The sequence below is a fragment of the Arthrobacter sp. Bi26 genome (assembly GCF_918697925.1).
In the GTDB taxonomy this organism is placed as follows: domain Bacteria; phylum Actinomycetota; class Actinomycetes; order Actinomycetales; family Micrococcaceae; genus Arthrobacter.
In genome coordinates, this window is record NZ_CAKKMF010000057.1 from 14,693 (window position 1) to 34,755 (window position 20,063).

Below are 20,063 nucleotides of genomic sequence, written 5' to 3' on the forward strand. Positions count from 1 at the left end.
CGGTTTGCGGATGGAGCACCCCGGGGAGCCGGACCCTGCCCAGGACGGGCCGGTCCTGGCCTTGGAACGCCTTGGCCAGGACATGCTGGCCAAGGTCGGCGGCAAGGCGGCCAACCTGGGCGAGCTGGCACGGGCCGGCCTTCCGGTTCCCCCCGGCTTCTGCCTGACCACCCGGGCCTACCTGGACGCCACGGCATCTCCGGCGCTGGCGGACGTGCACCGGGCCCTCGCCGCGACCACCCCCGATGACCTGGCAGGGCTGGCTGCGCTTGCCGCGAAGGCCCGCGCGCTGGTGCTCGACGCCGACGTCCCCGCCGGCATCGACGCCGCCGTGCGCGCCGCCTATGCGGCGCTGGGCGCGGACACCGCGGTCGCGGTGCGGTCCTCCGCGACCGCCGAAGACCTGCCGTTCGCCAGTTTCGCCGGCCAGCAGGACACATTCCTGAACGTGGTCGGCGCGGACGCCCTGCTGGCTGCCGTCCGCCGGTGCTGGGCCTCCCTGTGGACAGACCGCGCGGTGACGTACCGGGCGGTGCAGGGGATCGAGCCCTCCGCCGTGTCCCTCGCAGTGGTCGTCCAGCGCATGGTGGACGCAGCCGTGGCCGGAGTGCTGTTCACCGCCAACCCCGTGACCGGCCGGCGGCACGAGGCCGTCATCGACGCCAGTCCCGGGCTGGGCGAGGCCGTGGTGTCGGGGGCCGTCAACCCGGACCACTTCGTGATCGACGGCGCCACGGGACGGATCCTCGAGCGGCGCATTGGGGACAAGGGCATGCTCATCCGTCCCCTGCCCGGCGGCGGCACAGAGCGTGTGCCCCAACCTGGCGCAGGGGCGGCGCCCAGCCTGGACGATGCCCAACTTGCCGCGCTGGAACTCCTGGGCCGCCGCGCGGAGGTGCACTTCGGCTCGCCGCAGGACCTTGAATGGGCCATCGGCCAGGACGGCACCGTGTGGCTGACGCAGTCCAGGCCCATCACCACGCTGTATCCGATGCCGGACAGAACGCCGTCCGGACCGGCGCCGCGCGTCTATCTCTGCTTCAGCCTGGCCCAGGGGCTGACCCGGCCCCTGACGCCGATGGGCCTCGCCGGCATCCGGCTGATTGCGTCCTCAGTCGCGGGGGCAGCGCATTTTCCCGTGCCGGTGCCCCGTGACGGGCCCGCACCGTACGCGGAGGCCGGGCAGCGCATTTTCTTCGATCTCACGCCCGTTCTCCGGAGCAAACCCGGGCGCGCCATCGTCCCCCGGGTATTCGACATCATGGAGGCGCGATCGGCGGCCGTGCTGCGCAACCTTTTCGCCGATCCCAGATTCTCCGTCACCATAAGATCGCCCTGGCCGCTCCTGCGCCACATCATTCCGGTGGCGGCGCGGGCGAGAGTCCCGGAAACCCTGATCCGCGGCCTTATCCGGCCCGAGGAGGCGCTGCGCCGGTCCGACCGGGTGGGCGAACAGCTCAGGGCCGCACTCACGGTGCCCGCCGGCGCCACCGCCACACAGCGCCTGGACCACGTCGAGCGGATCCTTGGCCGGCACGTCTTTCCCGTGGTTCCGGCCATCCTGCCGCTGCCCGCTTTGGGGTTCGCCTTGCTCGCCGCGGCCGGAAAACTCGCGGGGAGCCCCGGGAACGGGGCGCTGCAGGAAGTCCTGCGGGGCCTGCCCAACAACGTGACAACAGAAATGGATCTGGACCTCTGGTCGCTGGCTACAGCCATCCGCAACGACCCGGCGTCGGCTGCGGTGTTCGGAGAACCGTTGCCCGAGTTAGCCCGGCGTTACCGGGCCGCGGATCTTCCCGGCGTCCTGCAGTCCGGGCTGTCGGACTTCTTGAGCCGGTACGGCCACCGCGCCGTGGCGGAGATCGACGTCGGAATGCCCCGCTGGTCTGACGACCCGACCCACATCATCGGGGTCCTGGCCAACTATCTGCGTGTGGATGATCCCGCGCTCGCCCCGGACCGGCAGTTCGGCAAGGCGGCGCGTGAGGCTGAGGCGCAGGTCGGCCGGCTTGTGGCTGCAGCGCGGCAGCGCAGCCGCCTGCGGGGTGCACTGGTGCGGGCAGCGCTGCGGCGGACCCGAATGTTCGCGGGCCTGCGTGAACTGCCCAAGTACCATCTCGTGGAAGCGCTCGGCGCCGTCCGCCAGCAGCTTGCGGCTGTGGGGGCCGAACTCGCCGCGGCCGGGACCATCGATGCGGCGGACGATATCTTCTTCGTTGACCTGGCCGAGGCGCACCGGGGGCTGGGCGGCGCGGCGCTGCAGGGTGTCGTGGCGCAGCGCCGGGCGGCGTACGCGGCTGAACTGGGCCGCCGGCGCATTCCCCGCGTGCTGCTCTCGGACGGCACCGAGCCCGAGGCAGTGCAGGCCAACGCTGTTCAGGTCGGCGCTGACGGCAGGGCCGGACAGCTCTCCGGGACGCCGGCCTCGGCCGGCACCGTCATGGCCCGGGCTCGCGTGATCCTGGACCCCCAGGGCGCGCACCTGGAACCCGGCGAGATCCTCGTGGCGCCGTCCACGGATCCCGGCTGGACGCCGTTGTTCCTGACGGCCGGCGGCCTCGTGATGGAAATGGGCGGGCCCAACTCCCACGGCGCCGTCGTGGCACGGGAATACGGGATCCCCGCGGTGGTGGGGGTCCCCGACGCGACGGCGAGGATCGCCACGGGCGACAACCTTACGGTCGACGGCGCCGCCGGCACCGTGACGCCCTCCAAGTAGCGCCGGCCTAATAGCGCCGGGCCGCAACGGCGGCGGGGCCCGCACGTCTGCGCGGGCCCCCGGCTCGCTACAGTGGGGCCATGAGCGAAGTGCGCGGTTCCGAGGGCGAGGACCCCGGGACCACCGGAATACCCGCCGCGGGCACCCCGGTACCTGATACCCGGTCGCCCGATAACCCCCGCTCCGAAACCCCCGGGTCCGGCGCCCCCGGGTCCGCGGACCCGGACGCGTGGCTGCCGGCGTGGCTCGTGGAGCGTCCGCTCACGGCCGGCTGGGCGTGGGCCGGGTTCTGGGCAGTGCTGATCGTGGCCGATGAATTCCTGGATCTGGCCGGCTGGTCCTGGTATGTGCTGGTCGGCATGGCCGCGCTGCCGACGCTCCTGGCGAGCCTTGCCCTGCTGCACGCCACCCCGCGCCGCTACCTGAAGCCGCGCCGGGACTCGGTGCTGGACCACTTCTTTGTCCGCTTCCTTGCCCTGATCGCCGCCTTCCTCGTGTGGGGGGTGTCCGTGGTCATGAGCGCATCGATTTCAACAACCGTTCAGACGCTCGTTGGCGAGTCCGAACGCGAGGTCACCGCGGTGGGCTTCAACCTCCTGCTGGCCGGGATCCCGTTGGTGGTCTCCGTGCTGTGGCTGGCCTTCATCATCCGCTGCGCCTGGTTCCTGCGCCGGCTCCGGGGTTGGAAGCAAACACCGGAGCCTGGCACTGTGCCCAAGAAGTTCCTGCGGGACAGGCCGCGGCTGAAGCGCGTGGTGGTGGGCCTCGCCCACCCCGGGCTGCTGCTCGTGGCGGGCCTTGGCACCTCCGTGCTCGCACTCCTGCTTGGCTCCGTGGAACTGACCATCAATGTGCTGAAGTGAGGCAACCAGGCCGCCGGGGCCAGGCGTACTGTTGACCTATGAGCTGCACTGAAGCGCGCATTCCTCAGACGCGGATATTTGGATCATCTCTTGCCGGGGCGCGGTCACGATGACCCGCAAGTGGCTGCGCTGGCTGCCCGCCGTCGCCGTTCCTGCCGTCATTGCCGCCGGCGCGCTGGCCGGATCCCTGCCCGCGAGGGCGGGGGATCCCCTGCCGCCCAGGACGCCGGAGCAGGTGCTGCAGTTGATCGCCCAGCACCGCGAGCCTGCCCTCTCCGGAACCCTGGAACAGTCCTCCGAGCTTGGTCTTCCCGAGCTCCCCAAGACCGGAGCCGGCTCGGACTCGTCAGGCACGGCCTGGCTCGAACTGCTGACAGGTCCGCACACCGCGCGGGTTTATCGCGACGGCCCGGACAACGCCCGCATCCAGGTGCTGGACCGGCTGGCCGAGCGCAACGCCGTCCGCCACGGCAACGAGGTTTGGTTCTACAACTCCAAGGACAACACGGCCTCCCACCTCCAGCTCCCGGCCGGCACCGCCGACCACTACGGATCCGGTAAAGACGTCACGGCCACGCCCGACCAGCTCGCCGCGATGTTCCTGGCCAAGGTCGACCCGAGCACGGACGTGTCCGTCGGCGCCGACGTCCAGGTAGCCGGACGGGAGGCCTACAACCTGGTGCTCACGCCAAGGTCTGACGCCACCTTGGTCTCATCCATCGCGGTTGCCGTTGACGGCCAGACGGGTCTGCCGCTGGGCGTCGAGGTCAAGGCCCGGGGGCAGTCAGAACCCGCCTTCCGCGTCGCCTACACGAGTCTGACCCTCGGTGCCCCCGACGCGTCGGTCTTCACGTTCAGCCCGCCGCCGGGCGCCACCGTCAAGGAGATCCAGGTCCCGGAGCATCAGGAGGGCAAGGAGTCCGCGAACGCTACGCCGCCGGCAGCCAAGGACAGCACCCACAAGCCGGTTGTTACCGGCTCCGGCTGGGAATCGGTCGCTGAGTTCCCGGCGGGAACCGCCGGTTCGACGCCGGACGCGGCGGCACTCCTTGAACAGGCCACTGTTCCGGTCCAGGGCGGCAGGCTCTTGTCCACTGCATTGGTGAACGTGCTGGTGCTCGACGACGGACAGGTCTTCGTCGGCTCCGTGCCCCTGGAGCGGCTCCAGGCCGCTGTCTTGCAGAAGTGATTACGGGCGCGGTATCCGGCGGCCGTCCGGTGACGGCCGCGTGAGCACCGGCGGGCCGGGGGCCGAGCTGAGCATCGAGACCAGGGGGCTGACCAAACGGTTCGGCCAGCAGTTGGCCGTCAACGGCGTCGATCTGGCCGTGCCGAAAGGCGCAGTCTTCGGATTCCTGGGCCCGAACGGCTCGGGGAAGACCACCACCATCAGGCTCCTGCTCGGCCTGGCCACGGCCACCGGCGGCACCATGCGCGTCCTGGGCGAGGACATGCCCCGGAAACTTGCTGACGTGCTTCCCCGGGTCGGGGCGCTGGTCGAGGGGCCGGCGTTCTACCCGTTCCTCTCCGGCGCTGCCAATCTGCGCCGCATGGACGCCGCGGACCCCTACGGTTCGGCGGCGACGCGGCGCGCCCGTGTCCAGTCAGCCCTGGAACGGGTGGGTTTGACGCACGCCGCGGACAAGCTGGTCCGGGCCTATTCGCTCGGTATGAAGCAGCGGCTGGGGATCGCCAACGCCCTGTTGGCTCCGCGCGAGCTCCTGGTGCTGGACGAGCCCACCAATGGACTGGATCCGCAGGGCACCCGTGAAGTGCGGAGCCTGGTGCGCTCCCTCGCGGCGGACGGCGCTACGGTGTTCGTCTCCAGCCACCTGCTGGCCGAGGTCGAGCAGATTTGCACGCATGCTGCCATCATGAGCGCGGGCCGGCTTGTGGCGCAGGGAACCCTGGCGGAACTGCGCGGGGCGGGCCAGGCAAGGATCCGCGTGCTGACCCCGGATCCGGGCGCGGCGGCGCAGGTGCTGACCGGCCTGGGCCTTACGGCCGCCCTGAGTACCGACGGCCGCACTTCCGGAGGCGCTGGTTCGGGTGCCGCTGGCTCCGGGACGGACGCAGCCCTGTTCGCTTCGCTGCCTGCGGCTCCGCCAGGCGCGGCGGCCCGGGAAGATGCAAGTTCGGCTCTGGCCGTGGAACCGGAAGCTGTAGTGGCTGCCCTCGTGGCGGCGGGGGTCCGGGTCCGCGGCTTCGCGACCGAACAGGCCAGCCTTGAGGACCGCTTTGTGGCGTTGACGGGGGAGGGGTTCGACGTTGTCCAGTAACAGCTCATCTTTGGGCGATCCATCAGCCGGTCCGTCAGTCGCCCCGGCCGGCGGCCGCAGTGGAGCGGCCGGCGGCGCGGGCGGCGACGCCGGGGCAGGCCGTCCGCCGGTCCGGCGCGGATCCCTGACCGGCGGACTGCTGGCGTCCGAGCTCGGCGTGCTGTTCCGCCGCCGCAGGACGTGGGCCATGTTGTGCGCGCTGGCGGCCATCCCGATCCTGATCGCCGTGGCGGTGCGGGTCTCCTCGGCTGTACCGCCGGGCCGCGGGCCCGCCTTCCTGGACCGGATCGCCCAGAACGGCCTGTTCGTGGGCGTCACGGCCCTGGTGGTGTCCGTTCCCCTGTTCCTGCCGCTTACCGTCGGCGTCGTCGCCGGCGACACGATCGCCGGCGAGGCCGGGCAGGGAACCCTGCGCTACCTGCTCGTGGCCCCGGCCGGGCGGGTCCGTCTCTTGATCGTCAAATATGCCGGGACGGCTCTGTTCGTGGTCGTTGCCCCGCTCGTGGTGGCCCTGACCGGGGCCGGAATCGGCGCGGCGCTCTTCCCAGTGGGACCGGTGACGCTGCTGTCCGGCGACACGATCGGTCCCGGCGAGGCAGTGGTCCGGCTCCTGCTGATCGCAGCCTACCTGGCCGTTTCACTGCTGGGGCTGTCGGCGATCGGCCTGTTCATCTCGACCCTGACGGACGTGCCGGTGGGGGCCATGGCGGCCACCGTGGTGCTCTCGGTCGTCGCCCAGGTCCTGGACGCGCTGCCGCAGCTTGAGTGGCTGCATCCCTGGCTGTTCAGCCACTACTGGCTGGACTTTGGCGACCTGCTCCGCCAGCCGGTGTCCTGGGACTCCTTTGCCGTCAACGCCCTTCTGCAGGGCGGCTACATCGCCGTCTTCGGCGCGCTGGCCTACGGCAGGTTCATCACCAAGGACGTGCTCTCGTAGTCGACCGACGTGCCGCTGCGTAACCGGACCCAGGAACCGGGCCTCAGTATCGGGCCGCGTAGCCGTACAGCTGCATCCCGGACATGGCGGCAACATCGGTCACAGTGATGCCGGCGTCCGGGTTGAGTGCCTGGACCACGCGGCCACCGCCTATGTAAATGGCCACGTGGTAGAAGCCCGGGGACGAACCCCAGACAAGCAAATCGCCGGGGCGCGCCTGGGAGAGCGGGACATGGACGGGGGCCTGGGCGAACTGCTGGGAGGCAGTGCGGGGCAGGTACTTGCCGGCCGCGGCGAACGCGCTCTGCACCAGGCCCGAGCAGTCAAACCCATAGGTCCCGGTTCCGCCGTACTGGTAGAAGAACGGCGATCCGGTCTTGCCGAGCGCAACTGAAATGGCGGTCTGGTTTGACCCGCCGGAAATCGGCGCAGGAACGGGCGCCGGCACCGGAACAGGTGCGGGAACCGGAACGTGAATCGGCGCGGGATCAGGGGCAGGCGCCGGATCGGGGGCGGGCGCAGGTGCAGGTGCTGGAGCAGGTGCTGGAGCAGGAGCAGGTGCTGGAGCCGGTGCCGGAACGGGAGCCGCCGGCCCTTCGGCCGGAGCCGGAGCTGCCGGCTGCTGCGCGGCCGAGTCGTCCCGTCCCGGTGATGCCGGGGCAGGCTGCGAACCCGTGCCCGGCTGTGAACCGGTGCCAGGCTGCGGCGCGGGACCGGCCGCCGCGGTCAGTGCTGCGAGCCGGTCCTGCTGGCGCTGGCGGTCGAGGGCGTCCACCCGGGCCGATTCCAGCGCCGCCGTAGTGTTTCTCAGGCTTGCCAGCTGGTCCACGAGCGCGCTGCGCTGCTCCTTGGCGTCGGCCACCACCTGGCGCTGGGCCGCGGTGGCGCGATCGGCGTCGACCTTGCGGTCTTCCGCGGCCGCGGCGGCCTCGTCGGCGGCACGGTTGGCGTCCGCTGCGGCTTCGGTCAGTGACTGCGCGGCAGCAGCAGCGGTTTCCGCGGACTCGAACGCCCGCGCGCGTCCGGCGGTTACAGCCTCCAGCGTGGCTGCATCCTCGAGGGCCTGTCCGGTGCCGCTGACAAAGCTGCTGAGGGCAGGATTCAGGCCGCCGTTACGGTACAGATCCCCGGCCAGTTGGCCGATCTGCTTACGGGACTTGGCCTGTTCCGCTTCGGCGGCGGCAGCCCTGGCGGCCGCTACAGCCGCCGCGTCACGGCGCGTGGCCAGCTCCACGAGGGCCTCGCCGTACGCGTTGTTTGCTTGCAGGGACGCGGCGAGGCTGGCTTCCTGGCCGGCTGACGCGTCGGCCAGAAGCCCATCGATCCTGGTGACCTCCGCCGCCGTCGCGCTTTCACTGGACTTGGCGGCTGAGATCTCTTCAGGTGAGGGGATCTCCGGCGACGCCGGAACCCGGACGGCGGCCGCCAGCGGCTTGGAGACCGGCGCGGAAGTCAGCGGTGCGGCCTGTGCCGGGAGCGCGAGCGTTCCAAGAAGGACGACGACGGCGCAGAGCACAGCAGTCTTGTGACCGGATCCGGTCCAGCTCATGGGCAACCCTCGAGGTCTCAGGCTGGAATGAGCGAGGTCGGAATTTGACACATGAAAGCCCCTCTGCGGATCACCCAGCAGGCATGAGGCTACGGGTCAATGGTCACTTTGGCAACACAAGTCACATGAATAACATAAACAACACTGGCCTTTTTGAAGGCCGCGACAGCGGGCCTTCAGTCTCTGACTGGCCTCAATAGGCAAAGTCTCCCTGGCCAGTGATGTGGTCGAAGTCGATCGTCTCGAAGATAATTCCCGCACAACATGAAATGAATCAGGTTCTATTAGGTGGGAAGGCGCGCGGCATGAAGATGCTCCGACTCATTTGGGATTCCTTAATGTGTGTGACAGTTGGCGTTTTCGGAAGCTTGGTAGGGTGGCTCCTTGCCAAGGCGCCGTCAGGCGTCATACCAGATTACTGAAATTTATTCAGTGGATTTTCGGAGCCGCAGGGACATGGAACAGTCCACACTGACCGCTGACGTCATCGATACCTTGAACCTTCCCGCGTACCCTGATCTGGGCGATCTAGTGACTGCGGTCGAAGAAAAGTACGGCAAACGTCTGGTCTTCGAGGAAGGCACAGTGGACAGCCTTGGAGAAGGTGTCACCGGTCAGTGGATCGATACCCCCAGCCATGGCATCGTCCGCTACCTGCGGGGTGCCAAGGCCTGGAGTGTCCACGTCGTGCTACATGAACTTAGCCACATCCTCTTGGGCCATAAGGGGAAGCCTCTCGACGGACTTATCGCGGGGTCTTTCTTCTCCGGTATTGGCAAGCGGAACGGCGTCAGCTGGATGTGCCGTGCAGTGGACGTTCCCCTGGACGAGGCGGAGGCTGCCGCCGAAAATTTGGCCTTTGGCCTGGCCCGGGTTCTGCATGCCACGCCCGTGAAGGAGGCCACGAAGGCCGAACGAGTGTTTGGCCTATGACCGCCGCTGCGTTCTGGATCCTGGCAACAGTATTTGCCTTTCGCCTATATTTTGTCGCTCGCTGGGGCGCTTCAACGGCCTTTGTTGGTGCGATCGGAATCGGTGTCCTCGGCCTCTTTCTTACAGGTGTCGTCGTACCCGAAGAAACCACTCGATGCGGCCGTTGGCGGCGTCAACTTCCTGCACCTTGTTCGCAATTTGTGTGTCACAAGCGCCGTCTGGCTGGTACGGGAGGGAATCTTCGCTGCCTACTCTCCGGATGAGAGCTACCGGTCACGCCTTAGTCACCGCCCGCTTGCTGCCGGCCTCGGAGCAGCTGCGATTACCGTTCCGTTCCTGTTCCAGCGCTTCGTTCCGACGACTCAGAGCTACGTGCCGGAAAACGTCCAGCAGTTGCCGGTCTTCATCTACGCCAGCGTCTACATGGGCATTTTGGCGCTGTTGGCCGTTTCTGTTCTTCGAATTTGCCTCCGGCCCCAGGAAAGCCTGCCCGTCCGCGTGAGTTCCCGGGTTGTTGCATCCGGCATGGCTCTGGTCGCACTCGCGTCGGTCGAAGAGATCGCCTACATGACCGCCTTGCACACCGATGTGGGCGGTTCGTCTCTCCACCACGTTCTGTACGTCCTGTTCAATCCGCTGTTCTACGGCGGGGTTCTGCTGACTTCTCTCGGGCTTGGCATCCCGCCAGTGGTTAAGGTGTGGCGCCGCCTGCAGCTTTGGGACCGGGCCGCCTTGGTCTTTCTTACGGCCATGCTGGGCAGAGCATATTGGGGACTCTCCCGTGCGGCGTGGCTGGCGGCCATTGTGACCGGCTTCTATGCGAAGCACCCTTCCGTCCGCCTGTACCAGTACGTTATTCGCTCCAGCGATCACAAGGTCGCTCTCTCGGGGCGATCCACACCCATGCTTGCCGACCGTGTCCTAGACGCAGTCCAAGCCCGATTTGATGGCGGCGTCGGTTCTCTGGAATCTGTGCTGCCGGTAAAGGCACGTCAGTGACAGCAGAAACCACGACCCTAACCACATCAGAGAGGTCCTCCACGGCCATTGGGCGTGTGGCTCGGTCCGCAACCGAGATTGCGCAGCCGCCGCTGGTGTTGTCCCTCCTGCTGATTTTGGCTTCTCTGCTGAGTGACCAGTGGATGGTCTCCATCTGGTCGGGCATTATCGCTGCCCTCTTCATCTGCCTGGTGCCGTTTTCCGTCGTACTGCTGCTTGCCAAGAGGGGCCAGTTGACGGACCACCATGTTGGGGACAAGAAACAACGCCGCCCGGTCATGCTCTGGACCTTGGGCTCGTCGCTGCTTGGCTGCGCAATCCTCTCGATCATGGGCGCACCCCAGCCAGTCTGGGGGCTAGTTGGCGGGATTCTCTGCGGGATTGTGGCGCTCATTCTGGTCAGCCCGATTTGGAAGATATCGGGCCATGCAATGACATTGGGCGGCGCGACCGTGTCAGCTGTACTGATGTTCGGCTGGCTGGGGCTTCCGTTCGTTGTGGCGGCCCCTCTTGTCTGCTGGTCCAGGGTCTATCTCCGGGACCACTCAGCTCCACAGGTCATTACCGGGTTCATAACTGGCGTAGTCGCTTTCGGTGCCTCATATACTCTCATTGTCGGCTGATTCTTCGCGTGGCATCCCACGAAGCCACCAGGCCTGGCAAACGGTGCAACCATGACGGATTAAAAAGGAGGGCTGTGACTTCGCTACAACTGGGAAAGCGCTGCCCTCGGGATGTGGCCGCCTTTGTTGGCCGGGAGCAGGATCACGCGTGAATTCGAACGACAACCCTATAGATTCCCGCAGCGACAAAGAGGTTCTAGCCTCAAAAATCCAGCTTCTTCTCGACATCGTGCATGCCAAAGACGCCGACAGTTTCACGTATGAAGACGTTCGACAGGGTCTCGCGGAACAAGGGCTCACGCTCACAAGGACGCGGTGGCACCGGTTACTGGCCGGCTCTCCTGATAACCGCTGGGATCCGGAGCTACTGAAGGCACTGGCGTACTTCTTTGACGTTGACGAGAACTACCTGCTTCAGCGCAGCGGTCCGATCCCGGAACGCGTCGAGGCTGAACTCCGCCTGATAGAGGCTTACCGCATTGCCGAGGTAGAGCACTTCGCCGCGAGGGTCCTGGGAGAAGTGAACGTGGACGCTCTTCGCGCGGTGACTGAAGCTCTCCGAAACCTTCCGCCCAGGCCCGAGAAAAAAAGTCCGTCCAACTGAAAAATTTTCACTACTGAATTTTTTTCAGTAGACTCTGAAGCATGGGGTGCTCCAGGCGCCCGCATGGGGGCTTGAGAACCAATGCTCGGGAACGTCGCGCTTTGGCCGGTGGGGCCAGGTAGCAAGGGTCCTGGTCGGCGCCGCTGTTACGCCGGGCCCGTGTGCCGGCGGCGGGGCACCGTCCGGCGCTTGTTTGTCGAGGTGGTCGTAGATCGTGGAGCGCGGGACCTGAATCGGATCGGCGATGCGCTGAACGGCCTGGTCCCCGGCGTCGTAGAGCAGAGGGGCGTGGTGGACCTGGTCGGGGTTTCAACGTTCATGCGTTGAAACCGCGGTTTATCTACCTGATAGAACGTCTTATCCAGGACTGGTTCTCTGGGTACCGCAGGACGAAATTCTATCCGAAGAGTCGCCATAAGCTGTGCTGGAATTATCTTGTCCCGGGAACGGGGCAAAGGGGAGGGGGATGATGTCGCGGTGCAGGAATTATCGGTGGTTGTCGGTGTCTCGGAGGCTCAGTTGCATTCAGTTCTCAATGCAATCTTTCGTTTCAATTCGCAGACGCGAGCCTTGTTCAGTCGAGCAACGTCGCCACTCGAGCTCGCTGCCGATTGCCGGGCGCATCAGGCCGACCTTGTCGTCGTTGATGCGCGGTTGCACCGCGGCCATGCGGCCCCCGACCTCCTTCCCGTACTGAGCTTCTATCCACAGGCCCATCTCATCGTCTTCATCGACGCCGGCGCATCCGAGAGGATCCGGGACGTCATGGATGCAGGTGCCCGCGGAATTCTCACGAGCGATGCTTCGGTTCGCGAGATCCAGGGTGCGGTATCCGACGTTACGGCGGGCCACGTCTTCTTGTCCCGATCCGCTCTCATCGGTTTGTTGGAGGTGGTGCGGAGAACGCGTCCCGCCGAACAGGTGCTGTCCCGCACCGATCTGCCCGCACTGACGAGCCGGGAACGCGAGGTTGTTGAGTGCCTGGGTCAGGGCCGGTCCAATCGAGACATCGCGAGGGAACTCGGTGTCTCGGAGGCGGCCATCAAGGGCCACCTCTCACGCATCATGGTGAAGTGGTGCGTCCAGGATCGGCTGCAGGTGCTCGTCGCCGCCCTCGAGGCCGGCGTGCTCCGCGTCGGGCCGCAGGTCGGGAATGTGCTCGGGTCCGAGGGGCTCGAACCGGCTGCCACCCGGTAGTCAAATTCCCTCGTCATTTATCCAAAAGTATATATCTAAAGGATAATAGAATACTGTTTAGTGATCCATCTGAAAAATAATGTTGACAGCGTATTGGGGGATTCCCGAAACATCATCATTCGCTTTCAGAGGGGGACTATAAATGGGTGCCGTATTGAGGTTTGTTTGGTGGGTCCTGCAGCAATTCTGGCGTTGGGGAGTCGGGGTCGTGAATTCGATCGCCCGGTGGGCCAGAAACAACTGGGGGACGGTCCAGCGGTGGCTTGAGCGGGGCGTGACCTTCGGTACGATCGCCCAGTGGATCATGCAGATCCTCGGGATCGGCTGACATGAGTCTGGCACTGGTGTGGCCGGGGCCCACGGCCCCCGGCCACACCAGTGCTCCGGGAATACCGAGTACATGTCGTTAGCAGAACATACAGAAGGGGGCTCAGTGGCCAGCACACAGGCTGACGGCCGGGGCAAATGGTCGGCGTCGGGCCGGGCCGCGCGTACGCATGCCTATGCGCTGACGCTGCCGCCGGTGGCCTTGCACTACCTCATGATCCGCTCCACCGTCGAGGTGCTGATGACGGGAGCCCTTGCGTGCGGTCTGGCACTCTGGCTCGTCCCCGACGGCTGGAGGCTGCCAACCCTCGTTGTCATGGCGATCCTCATCATCTCCGGTCTGATCGTCGATGTGCCGATTGTCAGCCGCCTTACGATGCGCCACACGTCATACCACGTGGGCGCCGATGCGGTGCGGATCAAACGGGGTTACCTCCTGTCCAAGGACACGGTCCTGTCCACCGCCCAGATCCTGAATGTCTCCATCATCGAAGGTCCGCTGTTGCGGCGATTGGGCCTCGCTAAAGTCAGGTTCACCACCCTCAACCACGTTGAACCGCTGGGGCCCGTGGAACGTGGTGTGGCCGTAGAGATCCGTCGGCAGGCGTTGTCCACCTATATAGAGGCGTCCACCGGTGGGCACTGACGCCCCGCAGCGGCTGCCCGCCAAGGCCATGGCGGCGATGTCCCTCCGTGGAGCCCCGAGCGTGGTCAGCCTGTTGATCGGCGGATTCCTGTACTGGGACCGGCCCGGGCTGTGGCCCGGGCCGGCGGCCGTCTACCTGATCGGCGGCCTGCTCATCCTCCGGCTGGTCCACCCCGTCTACGCCTGGGCGACGCTGAGGTACGCGATCTCTAAGGATGACTTCTCCCTCACCCGCGGGCTGTTATTCAGAACCACGAGCACGACCGCTTGGCGTGACGTCTTGGTCGTGGACATCGACTCACCCTGGGCCTTCCGCCGGTTCGGGCTGGGGGTCGTCTCCCTGCGCTCCGGCGGCCAGGACGATGCGAAGATCGATGTCCCCGGCATCGACCACGCAGACCTTGAAGCCATCGTGGGGTTGGCACGGGCCCACGGGGTTCCGGGGGCACAGTCTGCACGCTCCGGCAGCGCGGCCAGTGGCGTCCACGGCACGGTTCCGGGGTTGTCGGATACGACGGGCCGGACCGTGTTGTACACGGCCAGGCGGAGGGACCTCGCGGCCGCCAACCTGATCTATGGCCATGTGGTGGTCCTGGGGACCGGTGCCGTTCTCGCGGTGGTGGATACGGCGGACCAACTGACGATTTTGGACGGTGCCATGGAGGTCTTCGGCTCGCATCCCTTGGCGGGAAGCTTGGCGCTGTGCGGGGCGGTCCTCCTCGGCGGATCGGTCGCTGCGGTGGTGAAATACCATGAATTCACGGTGAGCAGTGATCCTGCTGGGTTGTCCATCAGATACGGATGGCTCTCCACCAATCAACGTGACGTGAGGTCCTCGGCCGTCGGCGGGATCACGGCACGCCGCAACCTCATCGAGATGCTTCTCGACCGGGTCCGGGTCGCGCTCCTTACAACGGACTCGGATGCACAGATGGGAACCAACATGGTCCTCCCGTCGTTGCCGCGAAGGCAGGTGACGCAGATCCTCGACACATCGCTGCCCGAGCTTCCGCGCCCGGCCCTTCTGAAGTCCTCGGGCCGCGGATCCGTCGCCGGATCGTTGGTGCTCTTCGCAGCGATCGGCGTACCCGCACTCGGTTTCGGTTGGGTTCTGCACCGCGTGACAGGTGGCGCCCTCGTCCTGGCCGCGGTGGCAACAGTGGCCCTCTGGTGCGTTCTCTCCCTGGTGGTCCGCCTTGCCAGGGCCCGGTTCTCGGTAGCGGGAAACAGGGTCGGTTGGGTCAGCCGTTCCTTCGTTGACCATGAGGTGGTCCTGGCCGCCACCAGCCTGCACTCCGTGTCCGCCACCGGGGCTCGGGCAGCTAGGGTGTCCCTCGTGCGGGCCCACTACTTCGCGGGTCGGCCCAAGACGTTGGCTGCGCTCAGCTTCTCCCGGGCGGTCCCGGATCAGATGGGCCGCCTGGTGGAAGACACCTCACCGGAAATCGCCGCCCTCCGGAGGCACCCCACTGTCAAGCAGCCCACCACCGAGGAGTTTGTTCATCCATGATCCACGTCGACAACCTGAGCAAAAGCTTTGGCAGCAAGAGGGTGCTCCAGGACGTTTCCTTCACCGCCGAACCGGGGCGGGTCACCGGATTCGTCGGACCCAACGGCGCAGGGAAGTCCACCGTGCTGAAAATCATTGCCGGGCTGGTGCGTCCTGACGCGGGCACCGTCAGCGTCAACGGAAAAGACTTCTCTCAAGCCCTGCTTCCGGGGAAGACCATGGGACTTTTCTTATCGGCGGAATGGCTCCCGGAGCAGGCCACCGCTGCCGGCATCATCGACTACGTCTGCCGTACGCAGGGACTGCCACTTTCGTGGGGCAGAGACACCCTCGAGACGGTCGGACTGGCAGGCGTGGCCCAACACCGGGTCCGCACCTTCTCGTTGGGCATGCGTCAGAGGCTGGGCATCGCCACGGCGACCGTGAGCCGTCCGGACGTACTGGTCATGGACGAACCCATCAACGGGCTCGACCCGGACGGGATTGCCTGGATCAGGTCGTTCCTGAGTTCTGCGGCGTCACAGGGTGCAACGGTCCTGCTGTCCTCACACCATATGGCCGAACTGGCAGAAACGGCCGATGACATCGTTATGATTGGCGGTGGCCGGATCCTCGGGCAGGGGAGCATCGGGGATTTCGTGTCCCATCCGGACGAAACGGGGTACTACCTCGAGTCCCCGGACCCCGAGATCCTGCTGGTTGCCATGGCACAAAGGGGTTTCCGCGCCACGCGCGAACGGGGGGGAATACTGGTCCATCATACGAACCCGACCGAGCTTGCCTCCGTCGCCTTGGAGTCCGGTGCGGGGATCTCGCATCTGTCCCGGGTGACCCGAAGCCTCGAAGACACCTACTTCGCGGTCCTGGCCCGGAGCGCATCCGGGGGAAGGGAATGACCATGACCGAATCACAGATCGACGACCGCACCACGATGGCACCCGAACAGAGGTTTGGCGCCGTGACCAGGGCCGAGGCGCGCAGGCTCCTCCGGAAGGGCGGCGTGCCCATCCCGGTCATCGTCGCGATCACCGCGGCGGTGGCGAGCGGGATACTGACGATGCTCATCATGAAGTCACTGGCCTCGGAACCCACCAGGGTCATCACCACCACATCCGTCGAAACCGGTGCGTTTGTCAGTGCGCTGGTCCTCTCTGTGGCCGCCGTCTTCGCGGTTGGGCGGGACCACACTGGGCAGCTGGGCCTGGCGCTGTCACTGACACCGAAACGGGAACGGCTCTTCATGGCCAGGGCCCTGTCCTGGGCTGCCCTGACGGCAGTCAGCACGGCCTTCGTCACGATCGTCCTCGCGGGACTCGGACTTGTCCTTTCTGGAGGCGACTTTGTCGGGTCGGGGCTGCTGGGCGTGGCGGCAACCGTCGTCGGCAGCACCAGCATGGTGCTGGTTGCCGTGGCCCTGGCCCATCTCGTGGGACGGGCCTTCGGGTCCGTGTTACTGCTCATCGGCGTCAACGTCCTCCTGCCCCTGGCGGTCTTCGCTGTGGGCGCCATGATCCCCGAGCAGGCGGCCGGGGCTGTAGACGCCTTGGTGAACGTGACACCGACGCCCCTGTTCATGCGGGCCATCAGCGCGACGACAGTCGAGGATCTGGGACTGGGTCGCCTGCTCATCGGCCAGTTCGGTCTTGCGGTGTGGGCCCTTGTCCTCGGCGGACTGGCGCTCACCGTCTTCCGCCGCCGGAACCTTTAACGCCTTCCCTTGAGCACGGCTCACCCGCCGGTATCAGCACCACACACGACAACGAAGGAAACCATGGCAGAGATCAAAGACCGGCGTCATGCGGACAGTTCCTCTCGGAGAAAGCCGCCCGGTGAACCGGCGTCGATGGTGGCACTGTTCGTCACCATCCTGGTCGTCAGCATTGGGCTGGCGCTGTGGGCGGACATGAACATCGGCCTGCGCGGGCTCATCGCCATCGTCGCTGGCATTGCCGCGGCCGCCATCACCCTGACCGTGGTCAACCGGAGCGCGGCACGGGTGGGTCGGCGGGACCGGACCCCTCAGGTGACGGTCCCGCCGACCCACCCGCCGGAACACGACGGGCAGGCCAGGGTGCATCAGCAACAGCCAGGCCACCCTCCATATTCGGATTAGGGGATTGTATCTCTTAAGTACCCCCTGTTGAGGTGGGGTGGTCGTCGTTTACGGTTGCCATCAGAGGGGCCGGGACAGCTGGCACTGCGCCGGACCGTGGTCCGCCGGGCCGGCGCCGTCATTGACGGCAACCGGTACTGGCGGCGGCTGCTGTCCTTGGCAGCGGCGGCATCGGAGAGAGGCTTGCGCCGCCCGACTGAGAAATTTTCACTACTGAATTTTTTTCAGTAGACTCTGGAGCGTGACATGCTCCAGGCGCCCACTATGGCCTGACCGTGTGCATTGAGTGGCATCAAAGGTGTAGCCCCTACGACAGGTTTGGGGGGTGGTAGGGGCTGCACCCCCGCGGCATGCGCACCTCAGGGGACGTACACGCTGCCCCATCCCAGACGCGGCCGATCTCCGCAGGGCATTGCCGAGCGCCGGTGCCGGGTCAGGCGTGCTGGTGGGCCTCGTGCTCCGAATGCGTGGCGGGCTCGAGCTGGAACGTGCAGTGTTCGGTGTCGAAGTGGGAGCCCAGGCAGCTAGTGAGTTTGTCCAGGACGCGGTCGGCGCCCCGGGCACCCAGCGCCGCGTCCTCCACCACCACGTGGGCGGAGAAGACGGGGACGCCCGAGGTGATGGTCCAGATGTGGATGTCGTGGACGGACACGACTCCTTCCACGGCGAGGATGTGTTCGCGGATCATCTGCACGTCCACACCCTTGGGGGTGGCCTCGAGGAGCACGTCCACGACGTCGCGCAGCAGGTGCCAGGCCCGGGGCAGGATCATGAGGGCGATGAGGATCGAGGCAATGGTGTCAGCCGCCTGGAACCCGGTGACCATGATGACCACCGCCGCCGCAATGACGGCAAAGGACCCCAGCAGATCCCCCAGGACCTCGAGGTAGGCGCCGCGGACGTTCAGGCTTTCCTTCTGGGCGCCGCGCAGGATCAGCAGGGATACCAGGTTGGCGACGGCGCCGAGGACCGCCGCGGCGAGCATGATGTCGGTGTGGACCTCCGGGGTGGCGCCGAGCCGGCGGATGGCCTCGGTGAAGATGACCACCGAGATCACGATCAGGACCAGGGCGTTTGCCAGCGCCGCCAGGACCTCGGCGCGCTGGTAACCGTAGGTGCGCAGATCGCTGGCGGGCCGGGCGGCGATCCACGCGGCCAGCAGGGCGATGAAGACGCCCGCGGCGTCGGAGAGCATGTGCCCGGCGTCGGCGAGCAGGGCCAGGGACCCGGAGACCACGGCGCCAATCGTCTGCACGAGCACGACGGCGAGCGTGATGGCCAGGACGGCGACCAGGCGCTTCCGGTGCTTCCCGGTGGCGGTTACACCGTGCGAGTGGCTGTGGTCGTGTCCCATGCCTACAAGGCTATCCCCAGCCGAGCTCGTGCAGGCGCGCGTCGCTGATGCCGAAGTGGTGGGCGATTTCATGGACCACGGTCACGGTGACTTCCTCGATCACCTCATCCCGTGAGGCGCAGATGTCCAGGATGGGCTGGCGGAAGATGGTGATCCGGTCCGGCAGCGAGCCGGCGTCCCACCAGGAGTCCCGCTCGGTCAGGGGAACCCCTTCATAGAGCCCGAGCAGCACGGTGTCCGGATCCTCCCCGGGCTGCGGGGTGTAGTCGTCCTCGATGAAGATCGCGACGTTGCTCATGGTCTTCGCCAGCTCCGGCGGGATCCGGTCCAGGGCGTCACTGACCGCGGCCTCGAAATCGGCCTCGGACATCGGGAAGGGTCCGTCAGACTCGCCGCCACCGCCGTCACTGCCGTCCCCGCCGTTCGGAACGATCGGCAGGCCGGGCGGGAGGGATGAAGGCATAGGGAAACTCTAGCGGGACCGGCGCCGGGTCAGCCCCACACCCACCAGGCAGATCACGCCGCCCACCAGGCCCCAGACGGTAGGAATTTCGCCCAGGACCAGCCAGGAGATCAGGATGGTGGTGCCCGGCACCAGGTAGGTGGTGGCGGCGAGGCGCCCCGCGTCAATCAGGGAGAGCGCGTAGGCCCACGTGGTGAACGCGATCGCAGTGGGGAAGATGCCCAGATAGACCAGGCCCAGCGTGGCCGGCAGGGGAGCGGCCTGCAGCTCGGTGATCAACTGGCCGCTGAAGGGCAGGCAGCAGAGCGCGCCCACCATGATGCCAAACCACGTGGCCTGGGCGGCCGGGAACTTGCGCAGCACCGGCTTTTGGACGATCACGCTCACGGCGGCCAGTGCGGCCGCGAGCAGGCACAGCAGCACACCGGCCACGTCCGCCGTCGACCGCTGGCCGGATCCCAGCGCTATCACGGCCACGCCTCCGAACGCGATCAGGCTGCCGATGATCAGCCAGCGCGGGAAGCCCTCTTTCAGTATCACGCCGGCCATCACGGCGACCAGGATGGGGTTGACGTTGATCAGCAGGGCTGCCGTGCCGGCGTCCAGCATGTGCTCGGCGGCGTTCAGGGCCACGTTGTAGCCGCCGAACCACATGACGCCGTAGGCCAGGATGGGCCACCATTCGCGGCCCCGGGGCAGCCCCCTGAGCTTCGGCACCACCAGCAGGCCCAGCACGACGGCGGCGACCGCCAGGCGGCCGAGCGTCAGGGAGCCGGGGGAGAAGCTCGGGCCCACGGCCCGGATGCCCACGAATGCCGACGCCCACAGGACCACGGTGACGACGACGGCGGCGATACCGAGCCTGCTGATCGTGGCCGGCTGTCCGGGACGGGTTGGTGCGGGTTGCGGGGCGGGTGCGGGGGCAACGTTCGCAGACCCTTCGTGGG

Annotated in this window: 20 protein-coding genes; 16 read left to right on the top strand and 4 right to left on the bottom strand. The window is 66.7% G+C overall.

From position 1 onward, the window contains the following. Positions 1 to 10 precede the first annotated feature (10 nt). The 5 genes from LQV16_RS15220 (at position 11) to LQV16_RS15240 (ending at position 6,798) form a co-directional block, all read left to right on the top strand. The gene (locus LQV16_RS15220) at positions 11 to 2,719 is read left to right on the top strand and encodes a PEP/pyruvate-binding domain-containing protein (protein ID WP_229994739.1); all 2,709 of its coding nucleotides are present in this window, start codon (positions 11 to 13) and stop codon (positions 2,717 to 2,719) included. 80 nt (positions 2,720 to 2,799) lie between these two features. Then, positions 2,800 to 3,582 (top strand): hypothetical protein, encoded by a 783-nt coding sequence (locus LQV16_RS15225; RefSeq protein WP_229994740.1) that lies wholly within the window; start codon positions 2,800 to 2,802, stop codon positions 3,580 to 3,582. Between the two features lie 109 nt (positions 3,583 to 3,691). After that, positions 3,692 to 4,771 (top strand): hypothetical protein, encoded by a 1,080-nt coding sequence (locus LQV16_RS15230; protein ID WP_229994741.1) that lies wholly within the window; start codon positions 3,692 to 3,694, stop codon positions 4,769 to 4,771. A 40-nt stretch (positions 4,772 to 4,811) separates the two neighbouring features. Next, a complete protein-coding gene (locus LQV16_RS15235; protein WP_229994742.1) occupies positions 4,812 to 5,861 on the top strand; it encodes an ATP-binding cassette domain-containing protein in 1,050 nt (349 codons plus the stop codon). A gap of 187 nt (positions 5,862 to 6,048) precedes the next feature. Further along, on the top strand, positions 6,049 to 6,798 hold the full coding sequence (locus LQV16_RS15240) for an ABC transporter permease subunit (protein WP_229994758.1): 750 nt from the start codon (positions 6,049 to 6,051) through the stop codon (positions 6,796 to 6,798). A gap of 43 nt (positions 6,799 to 6,841) precedes the next feature. On the opposite strand, the gene LQV16_RS15245 is transcribed toward LQV16_RS15240, so the two are convergent. Further along, complete coding sequence (locus LQV16_RS15245; protein WP_229994743.1) at positions 6,842 to 8,347, bottom strand: C40 family peptidase; 1,506 nt, start codon at positions 8,345 to 8,347, stop codon at positions 6,842 to 6,844. A gap of 456 nt (positions 8,348 to 8,803) precedes the next feature. On the opposite strand from LQV16_RS15245, the gene LQV16_RS15250 reads away from it, so the two are divergent. From LQV16_RS15250 to LQV16_RS15300, 11 genes are all read left to right on the top strand, one after another. Further along, on the top strand, positions 8,804 to 9,280 hold the full coding sequence (locus LQV16_RS15250; RefSeq protein WP_229994744.1) for a hypothetical protein: 477 nt from the start codon (positions 8,804 to 8,806) through the stop codon (positions 9,278 to 9,280). Between the two features lie 33 nt (positions 9,281 to 9,313). Next, entirely contained in the window at positions 9,314 to 10,279 is a 966-nt protein-coding gene (locus LQV16_RS15255) for a hypothetical protein (RefSeq protein ID WP_229994745.1), read from the top strand. Beyond that, a complete protein-coding gene (locus LQV16_RS15260) occupies positions 10,276 to 10,902 on the top strand; it encodes a hypothetical protein (protein ID WP_229994746.1) in 627 nt (208 codons plus the stop codon). Before LQV16_RS15255 ends, LQV16_RS15260 begins: the two co-directional genes overlap by 4 nt. 148 nt (positions 10,903 to 11,050) lie before the next feature. Beyond that, positions 11,051 to 11,506: a hypothetical protein gene (locus LQV16_RS15265; RefSeq protein ID WP_229994747.1), complete on the top strand. Its 456-nt coding sequence runs from the start codon at positions 11,051 to 11,053 to the stop codon at positions 11,504 to 11,506. Positions 11,507 to 12,076: 570 nt separating this feature from the next. Beyond that, positions 12,077 to 12,703, top strand: a complete 627-nt coding sequence (locus LQV16_RS15270) for a response regulator transcription factor (protein ID WP_229994748.1) — start codon at positions 12,077 to 12,079, stop codon at positions 12,701 to 12,703. 208 nt (positions 12,704 to 12,911) lie between these two features. Continuing rightward, entirely contained in the window at positions 12,912 to 13,031 is a 120-nt protein-coding gene (locus LQV16_RS15275) for an aureocin A53 family class IId bacteriocin (RefSeq protein WP_229994749.1), read from the top strand. Positions 13,032 to 13,136: 105 nt separating this feature from the next. Further along, on the top strand, positions 13,137 to 13,676 hold the full coding sequence (locus LQV16_RS15280) for a PH domain-containing protein (RefSeq protein WP_229994750.1): 540 nt from the start codon (positions 13,137 to 13,139) through the stop codon (positions 13,674 to 13,676). Continuing rightward, positions 13,666 to 15,186, top strand: a complete 1,521-nt coding sequence (locus LQV16_RS15285; protein WP_229994751.1) for a PH domain-containing protein — start codon at positions 13,666 to 13,668, stop codon at positions 15,184 to 15,186. Before LQV16_RS15280 ends, LQV16_RS15285 begins: the two co-directional genes overlap by 11 nt. Continuing rightward, positions 15,183 to 16,082 carry an ATP-binding cassette domain-containing protein gene (locus tag LQV16_RS15290; protein ID WP_229994752.1) on the top strand — a complete coding sequence of 300 codons (900 nt, stop codon included), beginning with the start codon at positions 15,183 to 15,185 and terminating at the stop codon, positions 16,080 to 16,082. Before LQV16_RS15285 ends, LQV16_RS15290 begins: the two co-directional genes overlap by 4 nt. A gap of 2 nt (positions 16,083 to 16,084) precedes the next feature. Next, entirely contained in the window at positions 16,085 to 16,894 is an 810-nt protein-coding gene (locus LQV16_RS15295; RefSeq protein ID WP_229994753.1) for a hypothetical protein, read from the top strand. A gap of 63 nt (positions 16,895 to 16,957) precedes the next feature. Continuing rightward, entirely contained in the window at positions 16,958 to 17,299 is a 342-nt protein-coding gene (locus LQV16_RS15300) for a hypothetical protein (RefSeq protein ID WP_229994754.1), read from the top strand. 433 nt (positions 17,300 to 17,732) lie between these two features. Here the strand turns inward: LQV16_RS15300 and LQV16_RS15305 are convergent, their stop codons facing one another. Genes LQV16_RS15305 through LQV16_RS15315 form a run of 3 tightly spaced genes read right to left on the bottom strand, consistent with a single transcriptional unit; the run spans position 17,733 to position 19,986 of the window. Next, on the bottom strand, positions 17,733 to 18,653 hold the full coding sequence (locus tag LQV16_RS15305; protein ID WP_229994755.1) for a cation diffusion facilitator family transporter: 921 nt from the start codon (positions 18,651 to 18,653) through the stop codon (positions 17,733 to 17,735). Positions 18,654 to 18,663: 10 nt separating this feature from the next. After that, the gene (locus LQV16_RS15310) at positions 18,664 to 19,116 is read right to left on the bottom strand and encodes a metallopeptidase family protein (protein ID WP_229994756.1); all 453 of its coding nucleotides are present in this window, start codon (positions 19,114 to 19,116) and stop codon (positions 18,664 to 18,666) included. A 9-nt stretch (positions 19,117 to 19,125) separates the two neighbouring features. Next, positions 19,126 to 19,986 (bottom strand): DMT family transporter, encoded by an 861-nt coding sequence (locus LQV16_RS15315; RefSeq protein WP_229994759.1) that lies wholly within the window; start codon positions 19,984 to 19,986, stop codon positions 19,126 to 19,128. Positions 19,987 to 20,063 lie beyond the last annotated feature (77 nt).

Coding starts and splice junctions, on each gene's coding strand:
- LQV16_RS15310 (WP_229994756.1), bottom strand. CDS start 19,116: ATGCCTTCATCCCTCCCGCCCGGCCTGCCGATCGTTCCGAACGGCGGG.
- LQV16_RS15245 (WP_229994743.1), bottom strand. CDS start 8,347: ATGAGCTGGACCGGATCCGGTCACAAGACTGCTGTGCTCTGCGCCGTC.
- LQV16_RS15290 (WP_229994752.1), top strand. CDS start 15,183: ATGATCCACGTCGACAACCTGAGCAAAAGCTTTGGCAGCAAGAGGGTG.
- LQV16_RS15300 (WP_229994754.1), top strand. CDS start 16,958: ATGGCAGAGATCAAAGACCGGCGTCATGCGGACAGTTCCTCTCGGAGA.
- LQV16_RS15220 (WP_229994739.1), top strand. CDS start 11: ATGGAGCACCCCGGGGAGCCGGACCCTGCCCAGGACGGGCCGGTCCTG.
- LQV16_RS15305 (WP_229994755.1), bottom strand. CDS start 18,653: ATGGGACACGACCACAGCCACTCGCACGGTGTAACCGCCACCGGGAAG.
- LQV16_RS15250 (WP_229994744.1), top strand. CDS start 8,804: ATGGAACAGTCCACACTGACCGCTGACGTCATCGATACCTTGAACCTT.
- LQV16_RS15240 (WP_229994758.1), top strand. CDS start 6,049: ATGTTGTGCGCGCTGGCGGCCATCCCGATCCTGATCGCCGTGGCGGTG.
- LQV16_RS15230 (WP_229994741.1), top strand. CDS start 3,692: ATGACCCGCAAGTGGCTGCGCTGGCTGCCCGCCGTCGCCGTTCCTGCC.
- LQV16_RS15225 (WP_229994740.1), top strand. CDS start 2,800: ATGAGCGAAGTGCGCGGTTCCGAGGGCGAGGACCCCGGGACCACCGGA.
- LQV16_RS15295 (WP_229994753.1), top strand. CDS start 16,085: ATGACCGAATCACAGATCGACGACCGCACCACGATGGCACCCGAACAG.